Genomic DNA, 19,624 nt, shown 5'->3' with positions numbered 1-19,624 from the left:
CCGCTTACGGCGCGGTACCTCGTGGCTACTCTCGTGGTGTCAGGGACTCGCACGCATCCACCAGCAGGGATGACCTATCGCACCAGCAGGGAAACCCATGGTCGGTCCACGTCACGCGCGCATGACTGTTCCACTGCCCTCGGCCGGGATCATCGACCGCCCGCGGCTCACGCCCCTGCTCGACCGGCGGCCGGTCGCCGTGCTGGCGGGCATGGCGGGCTTCGGCAAGTCCACCCTGCTCGCCGCGGCCGTGCGGCGGCAGGAGGCCCACGGCGCCGGACTCTGGCTGACCCTCGACGACTTCGACAGGGACCCGGCCCGCCTGGTGTCGGACCTCGTCTCCGCCGCCGGCCTCGCCGGTATCGAGGAGCTGACCGCCGCTCTCGGACCGCTACGTGCCTCGTCGCTGAGAGCCGAGCCGCTGACCCTGGTCGACTCGCTGCTCGAGGCGTTCTACGACACCGCGGAACCCCTCACCCTGGCCCTCGACGACACACAGCACCTCACAGGGTCGAAGGCGTCGGTTGCCGTGGTCAACCACCTGCTCAGGTGGGCACCCGCGAACATGCGCATCCTCATCGGGGCCCGGGTGGTACCGGCGCTGCGACTGCAGCGGCTCAGGCTCGACGACCGTCTCGCGTACCTGGCCCACGACGACCTGGCGTTCACCGCCGTTGAGACCGCCGCTGCCGTGTGGGCGTCCGGTCTCGATCTCGACCCTGAGACGGTCGACTCCATCCATCGGGCGACGCGAGGATGGCCCGCGGGAGTGCGCATGGCGATCCTGGCTGCGCGCCGGAACGACCGGTCCCCTTACGTGCCGACGGAGCTTCGTCGTGACCAGGCACTCTCGGACTACCTCGCGACGGAGGTCCTCGCATCCCTCAGCGACGAGATGCGCGGTTTCGTCCTCGACAGCTGCCTCGACGAGCAGGTCTGCCCCTCCCTCCTCGATGCCATCCGCGGCACCAACACCGCCGAGGTGATGCTCGAACGGTGTCTCTCCGACGGACTCTTCCTCACGAGGGGTGACATCTCGGGGGGCGAGGCGTGGTACCGCTGGCATCCGCTCTTCGCGGCGCACCTCCGACGCCGCCTGTCGACCAGCCTGCCCGAGCGGGCAGCCGTCCTGAATGCGTCTGCAGCCAGGTGGTGGAGCGACGTCGACGCCCCGACCGCGATCAAGCATGCGGTCGCGGCGGCCGACGGGCAGCTGGCGGCGCGGATCTTCTCCGAACGCTGGATGGAGCTCTTCCTGGAAGGCCGGGTCGACGCCGTCCTGGACGCGATCGAACAGCTCTCGCACATCGCGGCGTCGTGCAACGACACGCATCTGGCCAAGGCCCTCGTCTTCGTGCGTCGCGGCAAGCTGGAACGCGCCCACGCGGAGGTCGTCGCAGCCCGGGCCGAGGCCGGCCTGCTGTCTGAGTCGGCGCCGGCGGGGTTCGAGGAGCGGGCGGCGGTCGTCGAGCTCTTCCTCTCCGGTTACGACCACGGTCTGGGTGCCGTGGTCGAGACCGGTACTGCCCTGCTGGCGCGCATCGACGGGAGCGACCACATCCCGGACCCGGCCATGCAGGCGTCCGTCCAGGTTTTCGTGGGCATGGGCGAGGCGCGCCTTGAAAGCCATGCCGAGCTGTCCCTCGAGATGCTGCGAGCCTCGGCCTCCACTGCCCACGACACCGGTCTGCTCGCCCTCGAGCTGACCGCGCTGGCGGAGTCATGCATCCCGGCCGTCGCGGAGGGGCGACTGGGCGAGGTGCACGACCTGGCTCTCGACGTGCTCGCTCGGGCGGAGGAGCGGGGCTGGGTCGGGCTCGCGACGCTGGCTCCGGCCGTCGCCTATCTCGGCTGGTTCGACTACTGGCGAGGCAACTTCACGCAGGCGAGGTCCGAGCTGGAGCGGAGCCTGTCGATGGTGCTCCCCTTCGACTGGGAGCTGCGCGGCCTGACCTTGGGCTTCCACGCGAAGACCTGCCTGGCGCTCGGCGACACCAAGGCTGCTCGCAGCAGCCTCACGCAGATCGCCGCGATGATCACGTCCGACCCCGTGCCGCCGTGGTGGCCGTCGATGCTCGCCGGGGTGCAGGGCATGGCGCTCATGGCGGAAGGGAGGACGGGAGAGGCCGTGGCGCTCGCCTCGGCCCCCGTGACCGAGCAGGAGTACCGGCTGGCGCCGGCCCAGCGGGCGAGTGTCCTGCTGCAGGCTGGAGATCCAGCTGCCGCGCTGGTCGAGCTCGGGCGGGTGCCGACCGGTGACACGCTCGTGCACGTCGCCTGCCTCTCCCACTGCATCGAGGCCGAGGCGCGGGAGGCACTGGGTCAGCCGGGCACCCACGCCGCCCTGGAGCTCGCCCTGGCTGCGGCCGAGCCGTACCAGCTCTTCGGCCCCTTCCTCACGGCAGGCAAGGAGATGGCAGAGCTGCTCAAGAGCCACCTGCGCCACGGCACCACCCACCCGGCCGCCCTGACGCAGGTGCTGGGACGACTCACGCAGGGGCCCCAGCGCAACCAGCCGGGGTGGGGCGAGCACCTCACGGACCGGGAGCGAGTGATCCTGCAGTACCTCGCGACCAACCTCACCAACGCGGAGATCGCCGAGGCCGAGTTCATCTCGCTGCACACGGCCAAGACGCACATCGCCCACATCTACCAGAAGCTCGGCGTCGGCAGCCGGCGTGCCGCCATCCGCCGGGCTGCCGACCTCGAGCTGTACTAGGGGTGCTCGGCGCATCTCCCCCTCGGCGGGTGACGCGACCCGGCCGACGTCACGAGATGCTGCGGTGAGGACCTGAACACCCTCCGACGGGAGAGGCGGACGAGCATGCGTGCGGTCGTTGTGGTGACCGGGGACGTCGATGAACGCGACGTCTGGCCGTATGCGGTGTGGTCCGACAGCGACGGTGCCAGCACCACGCTGACGGTGCGCGTGCACGACAGCCAGGAGCTCGTCGGCGTGCTCGCCTCCCTGACCGCCCTGGGCCTCGAGGTGACATCGAGTCACCTCATCGAGGAACCGGGCGGCCATGACCCCGCCAGATCGGCTGGGTGAGACCGACCCGGCCCGGTCGACTCGGCGGATCAGCCCCAATCGTTCACCCGGCGGCTCTAGGTTCGGCAGGGTGATGGTCGATGTACGGGTGTCGGCCCGGAGGAGGAGGACGCGTGGTGGATCCCCTGCTTGCCGGTGACCGTGCCGCCGCGCCGAGGACGCTCGTCGACGCGCTGGCGGCCGTCACCGCGAGTCATCCTGACGAGCCGGCGCTCGACGACACCCGGGAGGTCCTGACCTACCTCCAGCTGACCGAGCAGGCGCGGGGCATGGCGGCGGGGCTGGTGGCTGCAGGCGTCTGCCGTGGTGACCGGGTGGGCGTCCACGTTCCTTCCGGGACGGTCGACCTCTACGTCGCCATCCTCGGCATCCTGCACGCCGGCGCGTCCTACGTGCCCGTGGACGTCGACGACCCGCCGGAGCGTGCCGAGCTCGTCTTCTCCGAGGCCGGGGTCACGGCAATCGTCGGGGCTCGCCGGCAGATCACGGTGCCGGCGCCCACGAGGACGACGCGGCATGCGCCGTCCCGCCACGCCCGACAGGGCCGGCGCCGGCGGGCCGCCCTCCCTGAGGTGCGCGTGGACGACGACGCCTGGGTGATCTTCACGTCCGGGTCGACCGGCGTCCCCAAGGGCGTCGCAGTCTCTCATCGCTCAGCGGCGGCGTTCGTCGATGCCGAGGCTCGGATGTTCCTGCAGGACAAGCCGATCGGTCCCGGCGACCGCGTGCTCGCCGGGCTCTCGGTCGCCTTCGACGCCTCGTGCGAGGAGATGTGGCTCGCCTGGGGTCACGGCGCCTGCCTCGTCCCCGCACCCCGGAGTCTGGTACGCACCGGCATGGACCTCGGACCGTGGCTCGTGGCGCAGGAGGTCACGGTCGTGTCCACCGTCCCGACCCTCGCCGCCCTGTGGCCGGCGGAGGCCCTCGAGCCGGTGCGCCTGCTCATCTTCGGCGGCGAGGCGTGCCCGCCCGAGCTCGCAGCGCGGCTGGTCGACCCGGAACGTGAGGTCTGGAACACCTACGGCCCGACCGAGGCCACCGTCGTCTCCTGTGGGGCACGGCTCGACGGGACGGGCCCGATCCGCATCGGCCTGCCCCTCGACGGGTGGGACCTCGCCGTGGTCGGCCCCGACGAGCGACCCGTCGCACCCGGCGAGACCGGTCAGCTCATCATCGGGGGGGTCGGCCTGGCCCGCTACCTCGACCCGGCCAAGGACGCGGAGAAGTACGCCCCCATGCCGACGCTCGGATGGGAGCGCGCATACCGCTCCGGTGACCTCGTCGTCAACGACGCCGACGGGCTCGTCTTCGTCGGGCGTGCCGACGAGCAGGTGAAGCTGGGTGGCCGGCGCATCGAGCTCGGCGAGATCGACGCTGCCCTCCAGTCCCTGCCCGGGGTGTCCGGCGGAGCGGCGGCGGTCAAGACGACGCCCTCCGGCAGCCAGGTCCTCGTCGGTTACGTGGTGCCTGAACCGCTCGGTACAGGCGAGTCACCGGACGCGCCGGCGGAGTTCGACCGGGACCGGGCCCTCGCCCGCCTGCACGAGGAGCTGCCCGCGGCCCTCGTCCCGGTACTCGCGCTCGTCGATGGGCTGCCGACCCGCACCTCCGGCAAGGTCGACCGGGCGGCGCTGCCGTGGCCGCTGCCCCGGACCGCTCCGGACGAGGCCGGCGAGCTCTCCGACACCGCCGGGTGGGTCGCCGGCCACTGGGCTGCCGTCCTCGGCACCGACGTGGGCTCGCTCGACGCAGACTTCTTCGACCACGGCGGCGGCAGCCTCTCCTCGGCGCGTCTCGTGACCCTGCTGCGTGAGCGCTACCCCACGGTCACCGTGGCCGACGTGCACGCCCATCCCCGGCTCGGCGCACAGGCTGACCTTCTCGAGACCATGGAGACCACCGACGGGTCGCGGACCCACCGCACGGTGCGCCGTATCCCACCACGCACCCAGCTCGTGCAGACGGTCGTGTCCGTGGTCCTGCTCACGGTCAAGGGCCTGCAGTGGCTCGTCGGCCTCGCGACCCTGACCGAGGTGCTGCGTCTCGCCGGGCTCGCGGACTGGTCACAGCCCGTCTCGTGGTGGGCGCTGGCGGTCGGCTGGCTGGTCTTCATCACCCCGTTCGGCCGGATGGGCCTGTCCGCGTTGGCTGCGCGGGCGCTGCTCGCCGGTGTCCGCCCCGGGAGCTACCCGCGCGGGGGAAGCGTGCAGATGCGGCTCTGGGCCGCCGAGCGTTTCGCCGACGCGATGGGGGCCGTCTCGATGGCGGGCGCGCCGTGGATCATCTACTACGCGCGGATACTGGGCGCTTCGGTCGGGGCCGGGGTCGACCTGCACTCGGTGCCACCGGTCACGGGCATGCTGACGATCGGGGCCGGTGGCAGCGTCGAGCCCGAGGTGGACCTCTCCGGCTACTGGATCGACGGTGACGTCGTCCACCTCGGGGAGATCCACATCGGCCGGGAGGCGGTCGTCGGTGCCCGCAGCACGATCGGACCCGATGTCCACATCGGGCGCGGCGTCGTCGTCGAGGCCGGGTCGACCGTCCTGAAGTCCGTCCGACCCGGGCGCGTCGTGGCCGGGTCCCCCGCCGCCCGCGTCCTCGGTTCGCCACACTCGGACTGGCCCGCGGCGCGGCCGCCGAACGCTCCGGCGTGGCTGGCCGTCTACGGGCTCTCCGGGATCGTCCTGTCGCTCATGCCGTTCCTGGCCCTGCTCCCCGGAGTGCTCCTCCTCGGTGGCGCCGTCGCGCGGGCCACGGCTTCGGGGGAGGCGGTCCTGACGGCCTACGCGGCGGTGCCGCTCCTCACCGTGCTCTCACTCGCGACGCTGGTCGTCATCACGATCGTGCTGGTGCGCCTGCTCGGGGTCGGGCTGCGCGAGGGCTATTTCCCGGTGCGCAGCAGGGTCGGGTGGCAGGTGTGGGCGACCGAGCGCCTCCTCGACCAGGCCCGCACGCTGCTCTTCCCGGTCTACGCGAGCCTGGTGACGCCGGTGTGGCTGCGCGCACTGGGCGCCAAGGTGGGCCGTGACGTCGAGGCCTCCACCGTGCTCCTGCTGCCGGCGATGACGTCCGTCGCCGACGGGGCCTTCCTCGCCGACGACACGATGGTGGCCGGCTACGAGCTCGCCCACGGCTGGGTACACATCGCCCCGGCCAAGATCGGCAAGCGGGCCTTCCTCGGCAACAGCGGGATGACGGCCCCGGGGCGGCGGGTCCCGAAACACGGGCTGGTCGCGGTGCTGTCGGCTGCCCCGGAGAAGTCGAAGGCCGGCTCCAGCTGGATCGGCAGCCCGCCGGTGCGGCTGAGGCGACCTCCGCAGGGCTCCGACGACGAGCGGACCTTCGCGCCCCCGTTGCGCCTGAAGGTGATCCGCGGCCTGGTCGAGCTGTGCCGGATCATCCCGGTCATGGTGACCGTCGCGATCGCCGTCAGCGTCCTCGTCGCACTCCAGTGGCTCGTCGACGTGACCGGCCTCGCCGGCGCGGCGGCTCTCGGCGGGATCGTCCTCGCGGCTGCCGGCGCCGTCGCCGCCGGCGTGACCACCCTGGCGAAATGGGCCGTCGTCGGGCGCATCGGCGCCGTCGAGCATCCGTTGTGGAGCTCGTTCGTGTGGCGCAACGAGGTGGTCGACACGTTCGTCGAGATGGTCGCCGCCCCGTGGTTCGCCTGGACGGCGACGGGCACGCCCGCCATCAACGTCTGGCTGCGCAGCCTCGGCGCCCGCATCGGTCGGGGCGTCTGGTGCGAGACGTACTGGCTGCCGGAGGCCGACCTCGTGACGCTCGGCGACGGCGTGACCGTGAACCGGGGGTGCGTCCTGCAGACCCATCTCTTCCATGATCGAATCATGAGCATGGACACGGTCACCCTCGAGGACGGAGCCACGCTGGGTCCCAACGGGGTGATCCTGCCGGCGGCGAGCATCGGAGCGGCCGCGACCGTGGGGCCCGGCTCGCTCGTGCTCCGAGGCGAGAGCGTGCCGGCCGGGACGCGCTGGACGGGCAACCCGATCGCGGCGTGGAGCGGCGCCGCCCCCGTGGGCCGGCCTTCAGGCAACGTCTCCGGCGGCCCGCGATGACGGGTGGCAACACCCAGCACCTGCACACGCTCACCGACCCGTACACCCCGGACCGCGGCGACCCGGCATACGAGGTGACCCACTACGACCTCGAGCTGGACTACAAGGTGTCGAGCAACCGCCTCTCCGGGCGCGCGGTCCTCCACGTCACGGCCCTCGAGGACGTGCGACGCCTCGTCGTCGACCTCGCCGGGCTGCGGGTCCTCAAGGTGTCGGTCGGCGGCGCCGCCGCCAGGTGGGTGCATCGCGGGCCGCGGGTCGTCGTCACTCCGCGGGCGCCGCTGGCGCCGGGCGACCGCACCCTCGTCGCGATCACGTATGCCGGCACGCCCGGTCCCGTGGCGACCCGCTGGGGCGACATCGGCTGGGAGGAGCTCACCGAGGGAGCGCTCGTGGCCGCACAGCCCAACGGCGCAGCGACGTGGTTTCCGTGCAACGACCACCCGAGGACCAAGGCCACCTACCGGCTGGCCTTCGAGTGCGACTCCCCCTACGACGTCGTGGCAACCGGCACCCTGGAGTCGGCTCGCGCCAGTGGGAGCCGGACTCGGTGGGTCTTCGAGCAGCACGTCCCCATGGCCACCTACCTCGCCACCGTCCACGTCGGCCGGTACGTCCGGCGGACACTGGCCACGGCCGACGTGCCGATGGCCGTGGTGCTGCCCTCGGAGCGGGAGCGCGACGTCATGCACGACCTGGCCCCGCTCGCCGAGATGGCGCGGCTCTACGCGTCGCTCTTCGGCCCCTACCCCTTCGACGACTACACCGTCGTGGTCACGGCCGACGACCTCGAGATCCCCCTGGAGGCCCAGGCCATGGCGACGTTCGGGCCGAACTGGCTCGACGGCCGCCGTCGGCACGAACGCCTCGTCGCGCACGAGCTGGCTCACCAGTGGTTCGGCAACAGCCTCACCCCGGTGACGTGGGCCGACATCTGGCTCAACGAGGGATTCGCCTGCTATGCCGAGTGGCTGTGGGCCGAGCATGCCCACCGGACTCACGTCCGGGTGAACGCGGAGACCCACTGGACCAGGCTCGCCCGGCTGCCACGGGACATCGTCCTCGCGGACCCCGGGCCCGACCTCATGTTCGACGACCGCGTCTACAAGCGCGGAGCCCTCACCCTGCACGCCCTACGGCTGCAGGTCGGCGACGACGCCTTCTTCCGCCTGCTGCGCGAGTGGGTGGCCCTGCACCGGCACGGTTCGGTGAGCACGGACGAGTTCGTCGGGCACGTCGAGTCGTTCGTCCGTGGCGCTACCTCGGGAGACGGCGACGCGGCCGCAGGACGGGCGCGTGAGCTGCTGGAGCGGTGGCTCTGGACCACTCCCCTACCCCCGCTCGTCGGGGCCGGCTGACCCGTTGTCCCGGCAGGGTCAGTGGCGACGGATCGTCACCGGTCCCGTGGCGGCCTCGAGAGCGACGGCGGCGGCATACGGTGCCGGCACGTCGAGGTCGACGACGGTCACCCATGGCATACGGGGGGCGACCTGGGCCGGAACGCCGGGCGACGGCGTCGCGAAGGTCGTGGGGTCGAGACGAAGGCCGCTCCCGAGCGCCTTGAGGGCGGCCTCCTTGCGCACCCACGCGGTCACGTCAGCGGGTCCCCTTGCTGCACAGGCTCGTTCGTCCGGGAGCAGGGCCACGGCTTCGTAGCCGGCGAAGCGCGCCCCGTCGAGGTCCTCCACGTCGACACCGACCCGGCCCGAACGGCTGAGCGCGAGCGCGACGAGGGACCGGGTGCGACTCAGCGACACGTGCAGCGCGGGTTCGTCGAGCAGGCGTGGGGCGCCGTGCTGGCGGCCGCAGTCGGGGCACGTGCGGTCAAAGGTGAGCGACGCCGCTGATCGGCCGACGACACGGCCGATCTCGGAGCGGGCGAGCACGTGCAACGAGAGGTACGCCGCCGCGTCGTCCGGGCGCACGAGGCGCGCCCACCGCTTGCGTTCCTCGACATCGAGCATGGCCGGGTCGCAGGGTCCCACGTCGCTCGTCTCGCGCACCCAGACGTCGACGGTCACGCCACCGCTCTCCACACGCCAAGGATCGGTGGCCGGAGCCCACCCTGCAAGAGGGCTCGCGATCGGGCCGACATCGCCCTCTGGAGGTGATGCCAGAGGCGTTTCCTGGTGACAACGTCGGGAGGAGCTTGCGACGCCCACCGTCCCGGAGGCGTCACGCCTGTGAGGAGAGACGATGAGCACTCTGACGACACCGACGACGAGGCCTGCGGAGCTGGGCGAGGGCAAGCCTGCCCGGAGGCTGACCCACCTGAGCGTCGCTGAGCGTGTGGCCAGGGGCAAGGCCGCCCGCAACGAGACGTCGAGAAGCAGCCATGGCCGCTGGGAGCCGCACCCCAACCGAGCCGACCCGATCGCGCTGCTGGAAGGGCAAGGCCTCAGCCGGGTCCCCGAGCTCGTGCCCGTGCGCTACGGCAGGATGCTGGTCTCGCCGTTCACGTTCTACCGGGGTGCGGCCCTGATCATGGCCAACGACCTCTCCGCCACCCCCCGGTCTGGGTTGAACACCCAGCTCTGCGGAGATGCCCACCTGTCGAACTTCGGGATCTTCGCCTCCCCGGAACGTCGCATGATGTTCGACATCAACGACTTCGACGAGACCCTTCCCGGACCCTGGGAGTGGGACGTGAAGCGGCTCGCGGCGAGCTTCGAGATCGCCGGCCGGGACCGGGGGTTCGCGCCTGCAGAGCGCCGGGCGGTCGTCCGGGCATGCGTCGAGGAGTACCGCACCCGGATGCGGCTGTTCGCGTCGGCTCGCAATCTGGACGTCTGGTACGCCCACATCGATGTCGACACGGCGTTCGAGACGTTCAAGAGCAGCGTCTCCAAGAAGCAGCGGGCCAGGACGAAGGCCAACCTCGCCAAGGCACGCACCCGTGACAGCATGCAGGCCTTCGCCAAGCTCACCCACGAGGTCGACGGACAACCGCGCATCGTCTCCGACGTCCCCCTGATCGTGCCGATCGAGGAGCTGATGCCCGCGGGCGCGCGCCGCGACGACCTCGAAGGGGAGCTGCAGGCCCTCATTCGTTCCTATCGACGGACGCTGGAGACCGACCGGCGCGAGCTGCTCGAGGCCTTCCACTACGTCCATGCCGCCCGGAAGGTGGTGGGCGTAGGCAGTGTCGGCACACGTGCCTGGATCCTGCTCCTGCTCGGCAGGGACGACCAGGACCCTCTCTTCCTGCAGGCCAAGGAGGCCGAAGCGTCGGTCCTGGAAAGGTTCGTGGGCAAGAGCAGGTACGCCAACCACGGGCAGCGCGTCGTCGCCGGGCAGCGGCTGATGCAGGCGGCCAGCGACATCTTCCTCGGCTGGCAGCGCGTCAACGGGTTGGACGGCCAGGTGCGTGACTTCTACCTTCGTCAGCTGCGTGACTGGAAGGGCTCCGCCGACGTCGACGCGATGCACTCGGACGCGATGACGGCATACGCGCAGCTCTGCGGCGCGACGCTGGCCCGGGCCCACGCGCGCTCCGGCGACCGCATCGCGATCGCGTCCTACCTGGGAGCGGGCGAGTCCTTCGACGAGGCCATCACGGACTTCTCCGTCGCCTACGCCGACCAGAACGAGCGCGACTACCAGGCTCTGGTCGACGCGGTCGCCTCCGGGCGCCTGGAGGCGGAGACGGGCCTGTAGCCGCGGTCAGGCCCCTCGGTCGCCGGGAGAGTCGGCGACCGAGCCGTCCGGGACGAGCCAGCGCAGCTCGCTGCGGTGGCGCAGACCGAGCTTGGCCAGCGCGGAGGCCATGTGGGTCTTCACCGTCGCCGTTCCGATGTTCAGCTCTCTGGCGATGCCGGCGTTTCCGGGATCGCCGTCGGGGGCGGTGACGAGGGCCACGACCGCGCGCTCCCGCGGCGACAGCATCTCGAGCGGGTTCTGGTCCTGCGGTGCGCCGGCGTCGGGGCCGGCCTGCGTGCCGAGGCGCGTGACGAGAGCGGCCTGCACTTCGAAACACCGGCGGCTCAGGGCCTCCAGCTGGTCCAGCGCCGAGTCGTCGCTCGGGCTCTCCGTCAGCCGTCGACGGACGTCGTCGATCTCGGACGCCAGCCGGCTCAGTGCGGAGGCGGCCTGGTTGACGGCCGTCAAGGTGCCTGCCCGACCGGAGTCAGCCAGCTCCGGGTAGACCAGCCCGAGGTTCAGCCGTCTGCTCGGGCTGACCGCCAGGACGCGGTCGAGCACCACGGCCGCCAGCCAGGTCATCGCCGTCACGGCCTCGTCCGTGATGGCTCCCGGAGTGTCGGACAGCGCTCCCAGGAGCCCGACCACCCCGTCCTCCCCCACCATGGGCACCACGGCCGCATCCGCCGACAGCTCCTCGTCGCCGAACCGGACTCCCCGGTTCAGGAGCGCGCCTTGGTCATCGCTGTACCGGTAGGGCTTCTGCGACGCCATGACCCAGGCCACGACTCCCCCGGGGCCGTAGGCCAGGGTGCCGCCCTCCAGGTAACGGCCGTTGCTGAAGAGATAGGGGTAGGAGAGCTGGGGCTCCTGCTGCCGCAGGAGCGCCACGTAGAAGTCGTCGACCTGCGCAATGGCTCCGAGCGCCGCACGACACGCGTCGTAGACGGCGAAGACGTCTGCCCGGTCCGCCTCGTGGATCACCTGGTCCGCGTGCCGGAGCGCGCGGACGGCGGCATCGCTCAGTTCCACGGGGCCTCCTCGGTGAACGGCGGGTGGTTCCGTGCGACACGGTTCCAGCCTGGTTCCGTGTCGCCCGGAGCCACCGTAGCGCCCGACGACGGCGCTGCGCCGATCTGAGCGAGCGGCCGTCCTCCGCCGGAGGATGAGGGGCGGACTCCCCCACGGGCGGATTCCCGGCATGAGGCGCGACGTTCGAGACTGTCCGGGCCAGCCATCGCGTCAGCAGATCAGGCTCCGGGCCCTCGAGCACGCCAGAGGCAGTTCGAGCACATCCAGGGGGGTGCGCGCCCGCAGATCCGTGGGCTGCTGCGCAAGCCGGCAAAGCTCCGGTCCTCGATGGCTGTGGAGGGGTCGAGGACCGGAGCTCACTTCGTCAAACGCACGACGACCGGGTCAGTGCGCCTCAACGGACGATGGCCACGGCGCTTCGAGCATGGCCGACCACCCGGGTCGTGGTGGAACCGAGCCACCTGCCCGTCCGGGACAGACGCTCGGGGCGCTCCTCCTGACGGTGGCGGGTGCCCAGCACCAGCAGCTGCCCGGTGCGAGCCTGTTCGACGAGGCATGCGCCGGCATCCCCCTGCATCACGACCTGGTCGACGGGCGGTCCGGCCTGGGTCGTGTGGAGTGCGGCCACTGCGTTCTGCAGCTGGGCAGACGCGGCGAACTCCTGCCCGGGGATGGCGTGCAGCGCGGCGCCGCTCCGTGCGACCACCGACGACGCAGGATGGGTCGCGCACACAGCGACGGCCCTCACGCCGACACCCCGCAGCAGCGCTTCGTCGTAGGCCCAGGCCAGGGCCCGCCTGCTCGCCTCGGACCCGTCGACACCGACGACGACGGGCCTTCTCGAGACCGGTGCCCTGGCCGGCCGGCCAGCGCTGTCCTCGCGAACCGTCACGAACGTCGACGCCGTTCGCTGGGCCACCACGGCCGTGGCGGACCCACGCAGCAGCTGTTGGGCCGCCGTCATCCCGACGACCACGACGGTCGCGGCGTGCGATGCGAACTCCAGCGCGTCCTCGATCCGGCCCGAGCGTACGTCCCGCTCGACGGGCACGCCCGGGAATCCCTCGGCGACAGGCGCCACCACCCTCCTCAGGTACTCCCCGGTGAGGACCTCCGGGTCGTTGGAGACGCACGCCGCGGGCGCGCCCATCTGGATCCCGCGCCCGAGGGGCACAAGCCCACAGGCCGCAACGGCACGCAGCGCCACCCCCCGGAGAGCGGCGTCCTCGCAGGCCCACCTCAGGGCTGAGAGGCTCGCAGGCGACCCGTCGACCCCGACGACCACCGGCCGGTCGGGTCTCTCTGCACTATCGGCGCTCTCGGCGCTCGCGGTGTGGTGGACGGGGCCCGTGACGGGCACTCCGGCTCTCGAGAGCATGGCAACTCCTTGTATGCGGTGCCTTACCACTCCCACGCTCGCCCTGCGCACCCGGGGACGAACAGGTGCGAAGGGCCGCTTTCGCCGGGACCTTGGTCCCGTGCTCCGGGACTGTGGCCGTGATAACGCAGCGCAACCATCCTGCGTCTCGCCGTTCACCAACACCGGTCATTCCCGGCGGGCGATGACGGATGCGGTCCGGTCCGGTTGGTTGTGAACGTGCAGCCCTTCACGAAGGCCTATCAGGGTCGCAAGGCGTTCGCCTCGGCGAGTCGTCCACCGATGACGACCCGATACGTGCCGTTCGCCCGCTCCTTCGGGTCGTACTCGGCGGCTCGGCTGCGCACCGATGTCGTTGCCGGCGTGACGGTGGCAGCCGTGGCGCTACCGGCATCCATGGCGTACGCCCAGCTGGCCGGCGTGCCGGTCAGCGGGGGCCTGTACGCCCTCCTGCTGCCCGTCGTGGCCTACGCCTTCCTGGGGTCGGCTCCCCGAGTGGTCATCGGCCCCGTGGGCCCCGTCGCTCTGCTGGTCGCGACCGTGATCGGGCCGCTGGCCGCCAGCGGCAGTGCGGAGTATGCGGCCCTCGCGGCGATGCTCGCGATCATCGTCGGGATCGTGTTCCTGTTCGCCCGCGCAGCCCGGCTCGGTTGGATCGCCGACTACTTCTCACAAGCGGTGCTCGTCGGATACATCACCGGTGTCGCCGTCGTGCTCATCCTCGGTCAGCTCGGCAAGCTGGTCGGCGTCTCCACCGACCAGGCAGGAGCCGTCCGTGAGGCGGTCGACATCGCCAGTCACCTGGGCGACGCCAATCCGGCGACGGTGGTCGTCGGCGCCCTCTCCCTCGCGCTCCTCGTCGTGGCCGGAGCGGTCAGCAAGCGGATCCCGGGCGCGCTCCTTCTCGTGGTGCTCGGCATCGCCGGCTCCTGGGCGTTCGACCTGGCCTCCCGAGGCGTGTCCGTCACCGGCCCGGTGCCCAGCGGACTCCCACGGCCTGCCTTCCCCGATCTGACCCGATCCGATGTCGGCAGCCTGGTGGTCGCTGCGCTCGCTGTCTCCCTGGTCGCGTTCTCCGACGCCATCCTCACCGCGCGATCCTTCGCCTCCCGGCACCACGAGGTCGTCGACGCCAACCAGGAGCTGCTCGCCTTCGGGGTTGCCCAGATGACGGCGGGTGTGACCCAGGCAATCCCCGTCGGCGCCAGCGGTTCCCGCACAGCGGTGAACGACGACATGGGCGCGACGAGCCAGCTGAGCGGGCTCACCGCCGCGGCCACCATCGCGGCCATCCTGCTCTTCCTCACCGGACCCATCCAGTTCCTCCCGGCCGCGGTGCTCGGCGCCGTCATCGTCTACGCCGGAGCGAAGCTGATCGACCCCGCCCAGTGGCGCGACCTCGCCCGCAGCAGCAAGGCCGAGGTCGTCATCGCCGCCATCACCGTGGTGTGCGTCGTCGGGGTCGGAGTGCTGGAGGCGATCACCATCGCAGTCGTGCTCTCGATTGCCGACATCGTCCGCCGGGCAGCCCGTCCCGCGGACGCCGTCCTCGGTTGGTCGGCGCAGCAGGACCGCTACGTCGACGTCGGCGACGACCCGGATGCCGGCATCACCGGCGGCGTCGTCGTCTACCGGATTCAGGACCGGCTGTTCTTCGCCAACGCCCACTTCTTCAAACGGCGGCTGTGGGCGGCCGTGGACGGCGCGCCCAAACCCCTGCGACACGTCGTGCTCGACGGCTCCTTCATCAGCGAGGTCGACGCCAGCGCCGAGGAGGCGCTGCGCGAGGTCATCGACGGTCTGCGTGAGCGCAACATCGAGCTCCATCTGGCTCGTGCCACCGTGGAGCTGCGCGACCACCTCGAGGCCGTCGGCCTCGCACGGGCGATCGGGGCCGACCACTTCCACGGCACCGTCAGTGCAGCCGTCGATGCCTGCCAACCGACCCCCGACGCCGCGACGTGAGCGCGCTGCACACGCATACGTTGACCTGAACACCCGGCCAGCGACAATCAGGTCATGGCTCACGGCTCCACGGAATCTGTCGCGTTCCGGCTCTGGCCGCCCGTCGCAGTCGGCGCCCCCCTCGTTCTCGGCTGGCTCGCCACGCTGGTCGGGGGCGACCCTGTCGCCTTCAGTGGCTGGCGGATCCCGGTCGGCTGGGTGCTGGTGGGCCTCTTCGCCCTGTGGAACGGCTGGTCGCTGTTGCTCTTCAGCCGGCACAGCACCGGGCTGCTGCCCGGGCAGGCGACCCACTCGGTGATCGAGGAGGGACCGTACCGCTTGTCCCGCAACCCCTTGTACGTCGGCCTCCTCGCGCTCTACCTCGGTGTGGTGTTCCTGGCACCGACGTTCTGGGGGCTCGTGCTGTTGCCGGTTGCAGTGCAGCTCCTTCTGTGGGGTGCGATCCGCCCGGAAGAACAGTTCCTCCACGAGCGCTTCGGTGCGCCCTACGACGACTACACCCACCGGGTCCGTCGCTGGCTCTGAGAGCGGGTGCGGGCGCGCACTGGACCCAATTGAACGGCTACGGCCCCCGCGCGTCGATAGGGTGCGAAGACGCATACGTCCCCAGGAGCAGCCGATGGATCCACGACCTCCACTCCCACCATTCACCGAGGAGACGGCCCGCCGGAAGGTGCAGGCGGCCGAGGACGCATGGAACACCTGTGATCCCACGCGGGTGGCCGGGGCGTACACCGAGACCTCCCAGTGGCGTAACCGCGACGAGCACGTTGTCGGCAGGGAGGCCATCGTCGAGTTCCTGACTCGCAAGTGGGAACGCGAGCTCGACTACAGGCTGCGCAAGAACCTGTGGGCCTTCTGGGGCAACCGCATCGCCGTCCGCTTCCAGTACGAGTCGCGCGATGCGGCAGGCCAGTGGTGGCGGTCCTACGGCAACGAGCAGTGGGAGTTCGACGATCTGGGCTACATGCGGCGCCGTGAGGCCAGCATCAACGACGTGCCCATCGAGGAGTCCGAGCGGCGCGTCACTCCCGGCGAGGGCGAGCTGCCCACCTTCTGAAGCCCTGGCGGCTCCGGCGTACGGAGCGCCCGACAGGCCACTCCCGAAAGGCGACTCGCATGGACACGACACCTTCCACTCCGCGCATCGCCTCGCATGGGCGAGCCCTGGTTCTCGCAGGCGCCGGAGCGGCAGGCAACGCGTGGGAGCTCGGTCTGATCGCCGGTCTCTCGGCTGCCGGCGTCGACCTGACCGAGGCCGATCTCGTCGTCGGGACGTCGGCCGGATCGACGGTGGCTGCCCAGGTCACCAGCGGGACAGAGCCGGCCGAGCTGTATGCCGCCATCCTCGCCGAGCCGCCCCAGTCACAGGCCGGCGCCGGGCCGGGCCGAAGACGTCCTTCGGGCCTCTCGGGACCGAGCTACCTGCAGTGGTCGAACGACATCATCGGTTCTGCTGAGGACGCGGCCGACATGCGCCGCAGGATGGGCCTAGCGGCGCTCGAGCTGGATGCTGCCAACGGCTCCGACCCGGCGCGCTGGCGCGACATCGTCGCGGCGCGGCTTCCCAGCCCGCAATGGCCACAGCAACGTGTGCTCATCCCGGCTGTCGATGCCCACACCGGTCAACCGGTCGTCTTCGACCGTCACAGCAGAATCGACCTGGTCGACGCCGTCGCCGCCAGCACGTCGGCCATGACGCCCTACCGCATCGGCCAGAGCCGGTACCTCAACGGCGGTTACCGTCGCAGCGAGAACGCCGACCTGGCGGCCGGCTACCGGCAGGTGCTGGTGCTGTCACCGTTCAGCGGCAGGTCGCGCATGCCGCTCGAGTGGGGCATGGACCTTGCAGCCCAGGTCGCCGAGCTGCGCGCGGGCGGCAGCACGGTCCGGACCGTCTTTCCGGACGCCGGCGCGGGTGACGTCTTCGGCGCCAATGCGTTGGACCCGTCAACGCGTCCCCAAGCCGCGCGGGGTGGCTACGACCAGGGCCGCGCCCTCGCGGAAGAGCTCGTCGACTTCTGGCGCTGACGCCGGAGCCGACGTCGTTCCCGGCTCGCGGGGGCACACTGGAGCGGTGGCGGTATTGGTCCGGGCGGGCCGGCGGACCAACCTCGCGCTCCTCCTGTTGCTGGTGGCAGCCTTCCTGACCGGCTGGCTGGCCTTCGGGGTCGAGGGCTGGCCGGCGTCCAGGGTTGTGGGCGTGCTCCACGGCATCCTGGGTCTCGGCATCGTGGTGCTCGCGCCGTGGAAGACCGTGATCGTGCGACGCGGACTGCACCGTCGACGGCCACACACGGCGGCGCTCGTCTTCGCCGTGCTCGTCGCCGTCAGCCTGCTCTCCGGGATCGTGCACGCCATGCTCGGTCCGCTGGCGGTCGCCGGGGTCACCGTGCTCACCGTGCACGTCGCCTCGGCCGTCGCGGCCGTACCGCTTGCCGCCGTGCATGTGATCGGCCGACGCCAACGGCTCCGTGCCGGTGACGTCTCTCGACGGACGGCGATGAGAGCGATCGCCCTCGGCGGTACCGCGGCACTGGCATACGGGGCGGTGGAATCCGTGACGTCGCTGGGCGCCCTGCCCGGCGCCCACCGGCGAGCGACCGGGTCCTACGAGACGGGATCCGGCGCACCCTCCACGATGCCGGTCACACAGTGGTTCACCGACGACGTGCCTCGCGTCGACCTGGACGCGTACGAGCTGGTCGTGGAGCGACCAGGCGAGCCGACGCTGCGGATCGCACACAGCCGGCTGCTCGCGATGACCAGCACGACCCAGTCGGCGGTGCTGGACTGCACAGGCGGCTGGTGGGCCGAGCAAGCCTGGCGCGGCGTCCGGTTGGACACCCTGATCGGGACGCCGGACTCCGGATCGATCGTCGTGCGCTCGTTGACCGGCTACACCAGACGCTTCCCATCCGAGGACGCCCCGGCGCTGCTCCTCGCCACCCATGTCGGCGGCGCCCCGCTCTCTCCGGGGCACGGCGCGCCGGTCAGGCTGGTCGCCCCCGGGCGTCGCGGCTTCTGGTGGGTCAAGTGGGTCGCGCAGGTGAGCGTCGACCCACAACCCTGGTGGTCGCAGTCGCCGTTCCCGCTGCAGTGAGGCCACCCGCACGGACACCCGGTGGCGCTACGTTGACTCTGGACGTCGAAGGGAGGGTGCGATGGACGTCGCCGCCGTACTCCGAACCGTCGTCGACGCGGCGCTCGGCACCGAGATCCCGGTACGCATCGAGTGCTGGGACGGCAGCTCCGCCGGGCCCGCGGATGCCGCAGTGGCTGTTCGCTTCAGGTCGCGACGCGCCTTGCGCCGCCTCGTCTGGGCACCCAACGAGCTGGGCTTCGCCCGTGCCTACGTGTCCGGAGACGTGGCGATCGAGGGAGACCTCGTCGACGTGTTGGCCCGCCTCGACGCGCTGGCCGACCCGGCGCGGGGACCGGGCGTGCAGGTGGGGCGACAGACCACGGCCGCTGTGGCCAAGGCCGTCGTGCGTCTCGGCGCCTTGGGGCCGCCACCTCGGCCGCCCGCCGAGGAGATCCGGCTCTCCGGTCACCGGCACGGGCGAGGACGTGATGTGAAGGCCGTCTCCCACCACTACGACGTGGGCAACGACTTCTACGCCCTCGTCCTTGGGCCGTCGATGGTCTACTCCTGCGCGTACTTCGAGGAGTCGCCCTCGGCGGCATACACGCTCGAGGACGCGCAGCGCGCCAAGCTCGACCTGGTGGCGCGCAAGCTGGGTCTGGCCTCCGGGATGCGGCTGCTCGACGTGGGGTGTGGGTGGGGGGCGTTCGTGATCCACGCGGCCCGCGAGTACGGCGTGACGGCCGTGGGCGTCACCCTCTCGCAGGAGCAGGCAACCTTCGCCCGCGCCGCCGTCGCATCGCACGGGCTCGCCGACCGGGTCGAGATCCGCGTCCAGGACTACCGTGACGTGCCAGACGGGCCGTACGACGCCATCGCCAGCGTCGGGATGGCGGAGCACGTAGGCCTGTCCCAGCTGGGTGGGTATGCCGCTCACCTGCACTCCCTCCTGGCCCCAGGCGGGCGGCTGCTCAACCACGCGATCTCACGTCGCCCCGGGCCGCCCGGTGACCCGAAGGGAGACAAGACCTCGTTCATCGAGCGCTACGTCTTCCCCGACGGCGAGCTGCATCCCCTGTCGACGACGGTCGACGTGCTGGAGACAGCGGGGTTCGAGGTCCGCGACGTGGAGTCGCTGCGCGAGCACTACACCGACACCCTGCGCGCGTGGGTGGCCAACCTCGACCAGAACTGGGACCAAGCCGTCGAGCTCTCGAGCGCGGGGCGGGCCCGCGTGTGGCGGCTGTACATGGCGGGTTCCGCACTCGCGTTCACGTCCAACCGCCTCGGCGTCAACCAGGTGCTCGCCGTCAAGCCCGGCCCCGGCGGTACCAGCGGCTTTCCCCGGACCCGGACCAGCCACTCGGCCACAGGGCCACTCGCGTAGCGCC

At 71.4% G+C, this 19,624-nt stretch carries 14 protein-coding genes; 11 read left to right on the top strand and 3 right to left on the bottom strand.

The genetic code is table 11. The features are described from left to right. The first annotated feature begins 121 nt into the window (after positions 1 to 121). The 4 genes from AC3WRT_RS05620 (at position 122) to AC3WRT_RS05605 (ending at position 8,492) form a co-directional block, all read left to right on the top strand. Positions 122 to 2,719 carry a winged helix-turn-helix domain-containing protein gene (locus tag AC3WRT_RS05620; RefSeq protein WP_492720121.1) on the top strand — a complete coding sequence of 866 codons (2,598 nt, stop codon included), beginning with the start codon at positions 122 to 124 and terminating at the stop codon, positions 2,717 to 2,719. A gap of 105 nt (positions 2,720 to 2,824) precedes the next feature. Continuing rightward, on the top strand, positions 2,825 to 3,052 hold the full coding sequence (locus tag AC3WRT_RS05615) for a DUF8691 family protein (RefSeq protein WP_492720119.1): 228 nt from the start codon (positions 2,825 to 2,827) through the stop codon (positions 3,050 to 3,052). An 80-nt stretch (positions 3,053 to 3,132) separates the two neighbouring features. After that, positions 3,133 to 7,134 carry a Pls/PosA family non-ribosomal peptide synthetase gene (locus tag AC3WRT_RS05610; RefSeq protein WP_492720117.1) on the top strand — a complete coding sequence of 1,334 codons (4,002 nt, stop codon included), beginning with the start codon at positions 3,133 to 3,135 and terminating at the stop codon, positions 7,132 to 7,134. After that, positions 7,131 to 8,492: a M1 family metallopeptidase gene (locus AC3WRT_RS05605; protein ID WP_492720115.1), complete on the top strand. Its 1,362-nt coding sequence runs from the start codon at positions 7,131 to 7,133 to the stop codon at positions 8,490 to 8,492. The genes AC3WRT_RS05610 and AC3WRT_RS05605 overlap by 4 nt, the downstream gene beginning before the upstream one ends. Before the next feature lie 18 nt (positions 8,493 to 8,510). On the opposite strand, the gene AC3WRT_RS05600 is transcribed toward AC3WRT_RS05605, so the two are convergent. Then, the gene (locus AC3WRT_RS05600) at positions 8,511 to 9,155 is read right to left on the bottom strand and encodes a 4'-phosphopantetheinyl transferase family protein (protein ID WP_492720113.1); all 645 of its coding nucleotides are present in this window, start codon (positions 9,153 to 9,155) and stop codon (positions 8,511 to 8,513) included. 175 nt (positions 9,156 to 9,330) lie between these two features. Between AC3WRT_RS05600 and AC3WRT_RS05595 the strand changes: the two genes are divergently transcribed. Beyond that, positions 9,331 to 10,791 carry a DUF2252 domain-containing protein gene (locus AC3WRT_RS05595; RefSeq protein WP_492720111.1) on the top strand — a complete coding sequence of 487 codons (1,461 nt, stop codon included), beginning with the start codon at positions 9,331 to 9,333 and terminating at the stop codon, positions 10,789 to 10,791. A gap of 6 nt (positions 10,792 to 10,797) precedes the next feature. Here AC3WRT_RS05595 and AC3WRT_RS05590 read toward each other — a convergent pair whose 3' ends face one another. Together AC3WRT_RS05590 and AC3WRT_RS05585 are read right to left on the bottom strand one after the other, a co-directional pair. Beyond that, entirely contained in the window at positions 10,798 to 11,805 is a 1,008-nt protein-coding gene (locus AC3WRT_RS05590; RefSeq protein WP_492720109.1) for a LuxR C-terminal-related transcriptional regulator, read from the bottom strand. A gap of 394 nt (positions 11,806 to 12,199) precedes the next feature. Next, positions 12,200 to 13,183 carry a universal stress protein gene (locus tag AC3WRT_RS05585; RefSeq protein WP_492720106.1) on the bottom strand — a complete coding sequence of 328 codons (984 nt, stop codon included), beginning with the start codon at positions 13,181 to 13,183 and terminating at the stop codon, positions 12,200 to 12,202. A gap of 282 nt (positions 13,184 to 13,465) precedes the next feature. On the opposite strand from AC3WRT_RS05585, the gene AC3WRT_RS05580 reads away from it, so the two are divergent. The 6 genes from AC3WRT_RS05580 (at position 13,466) to AC3WRT_RS05555 (ending at position 19,620) form a co-directional block, all read left to right on the top strand. Beyond that, positions 13,466 to 15,148, top strand: a complete 1,683-nt coding sequence (locus AC3WRT_RS05580; RefSeq protein WP_492720103.1) for a SulP family inorganic anion transporter — start codon at positions 13,466 to 13,468, stop codon at positions 15,146 to 15,148. Positions 15,149 to 15,202: 54 nt separating this feature from the next. After that, positions 15,203 to 15,673, top strand: coding sequence for a methyltransferase family protein (locus AC3WRT_RS05575; RefSeq protein WP_492720101.1), 471 nt, complete (start codon positions 15,203 to 15,205; stop codon positions 15,671 to 15,673). Between the two features lie 94 nt (positions 15,674 to 15,767). Further along, positions 15,768 to 16,208 carry a DUF1348 family protein gene (locus AC3WRT_RS05570; protein ID WP_492720098.1) on the top strand — a complete coding sequence of 147 codons (441 nt, stop codon included), beginning with the start codon at positions 15,768 to 15,770 and terminating at the stop codon, positions 16,206 to 16,208. Between the two features lie 59 nt (positions 16,209 to 16,267). Beyond that, entirely contained in the window at positions 16,268 to 17,179 is a 912-nt protein-coding gene (locus AC3WRT_RS05565) for a patatin-like phospholipase family protein (RefSeq protein ID WP_492720095.1), read from the top strand. Positions 17,180 to 17,225: 46 nt separating this feature from the next. Then, positions 17,226 to 18,251, top strand: coding sequence for a molybdopterin-dependent oxidoreductase (locus tag AC3WRT_RS05560; protein ID WP_492720092.1), 1,026 nt, complete (start codon positions 17,226 to 17,228; stop codon positions 18,249 to 18,251). A 61-nt stretch (positions 18,252 to 18,312) separates the two neighbouring features. Continuing rightward, complete coding sequence (locus AC3WRT_RS05555; RefSeq protein ID WP_492720090.1) at positions 18,313 to 19,620, top strand: class I SAM-dependent methyltransferase; 1,308 nt, start codon at positions 18,313 to 18,315, stop codon at positions 19,618 to 19,620. Positions 19,621 to 19,624: the final 4 nt, after the last annotated feature.

The sequence above is a fragment of the Terrabacter sp. FW104-15G4B genome, assembly GCF_058790095.1.
The sequence above is the reverse complement of the archived record's forward strand: the minus strand, read 5'-3'. Positions and strand labels throughout refer to the sequence as shown.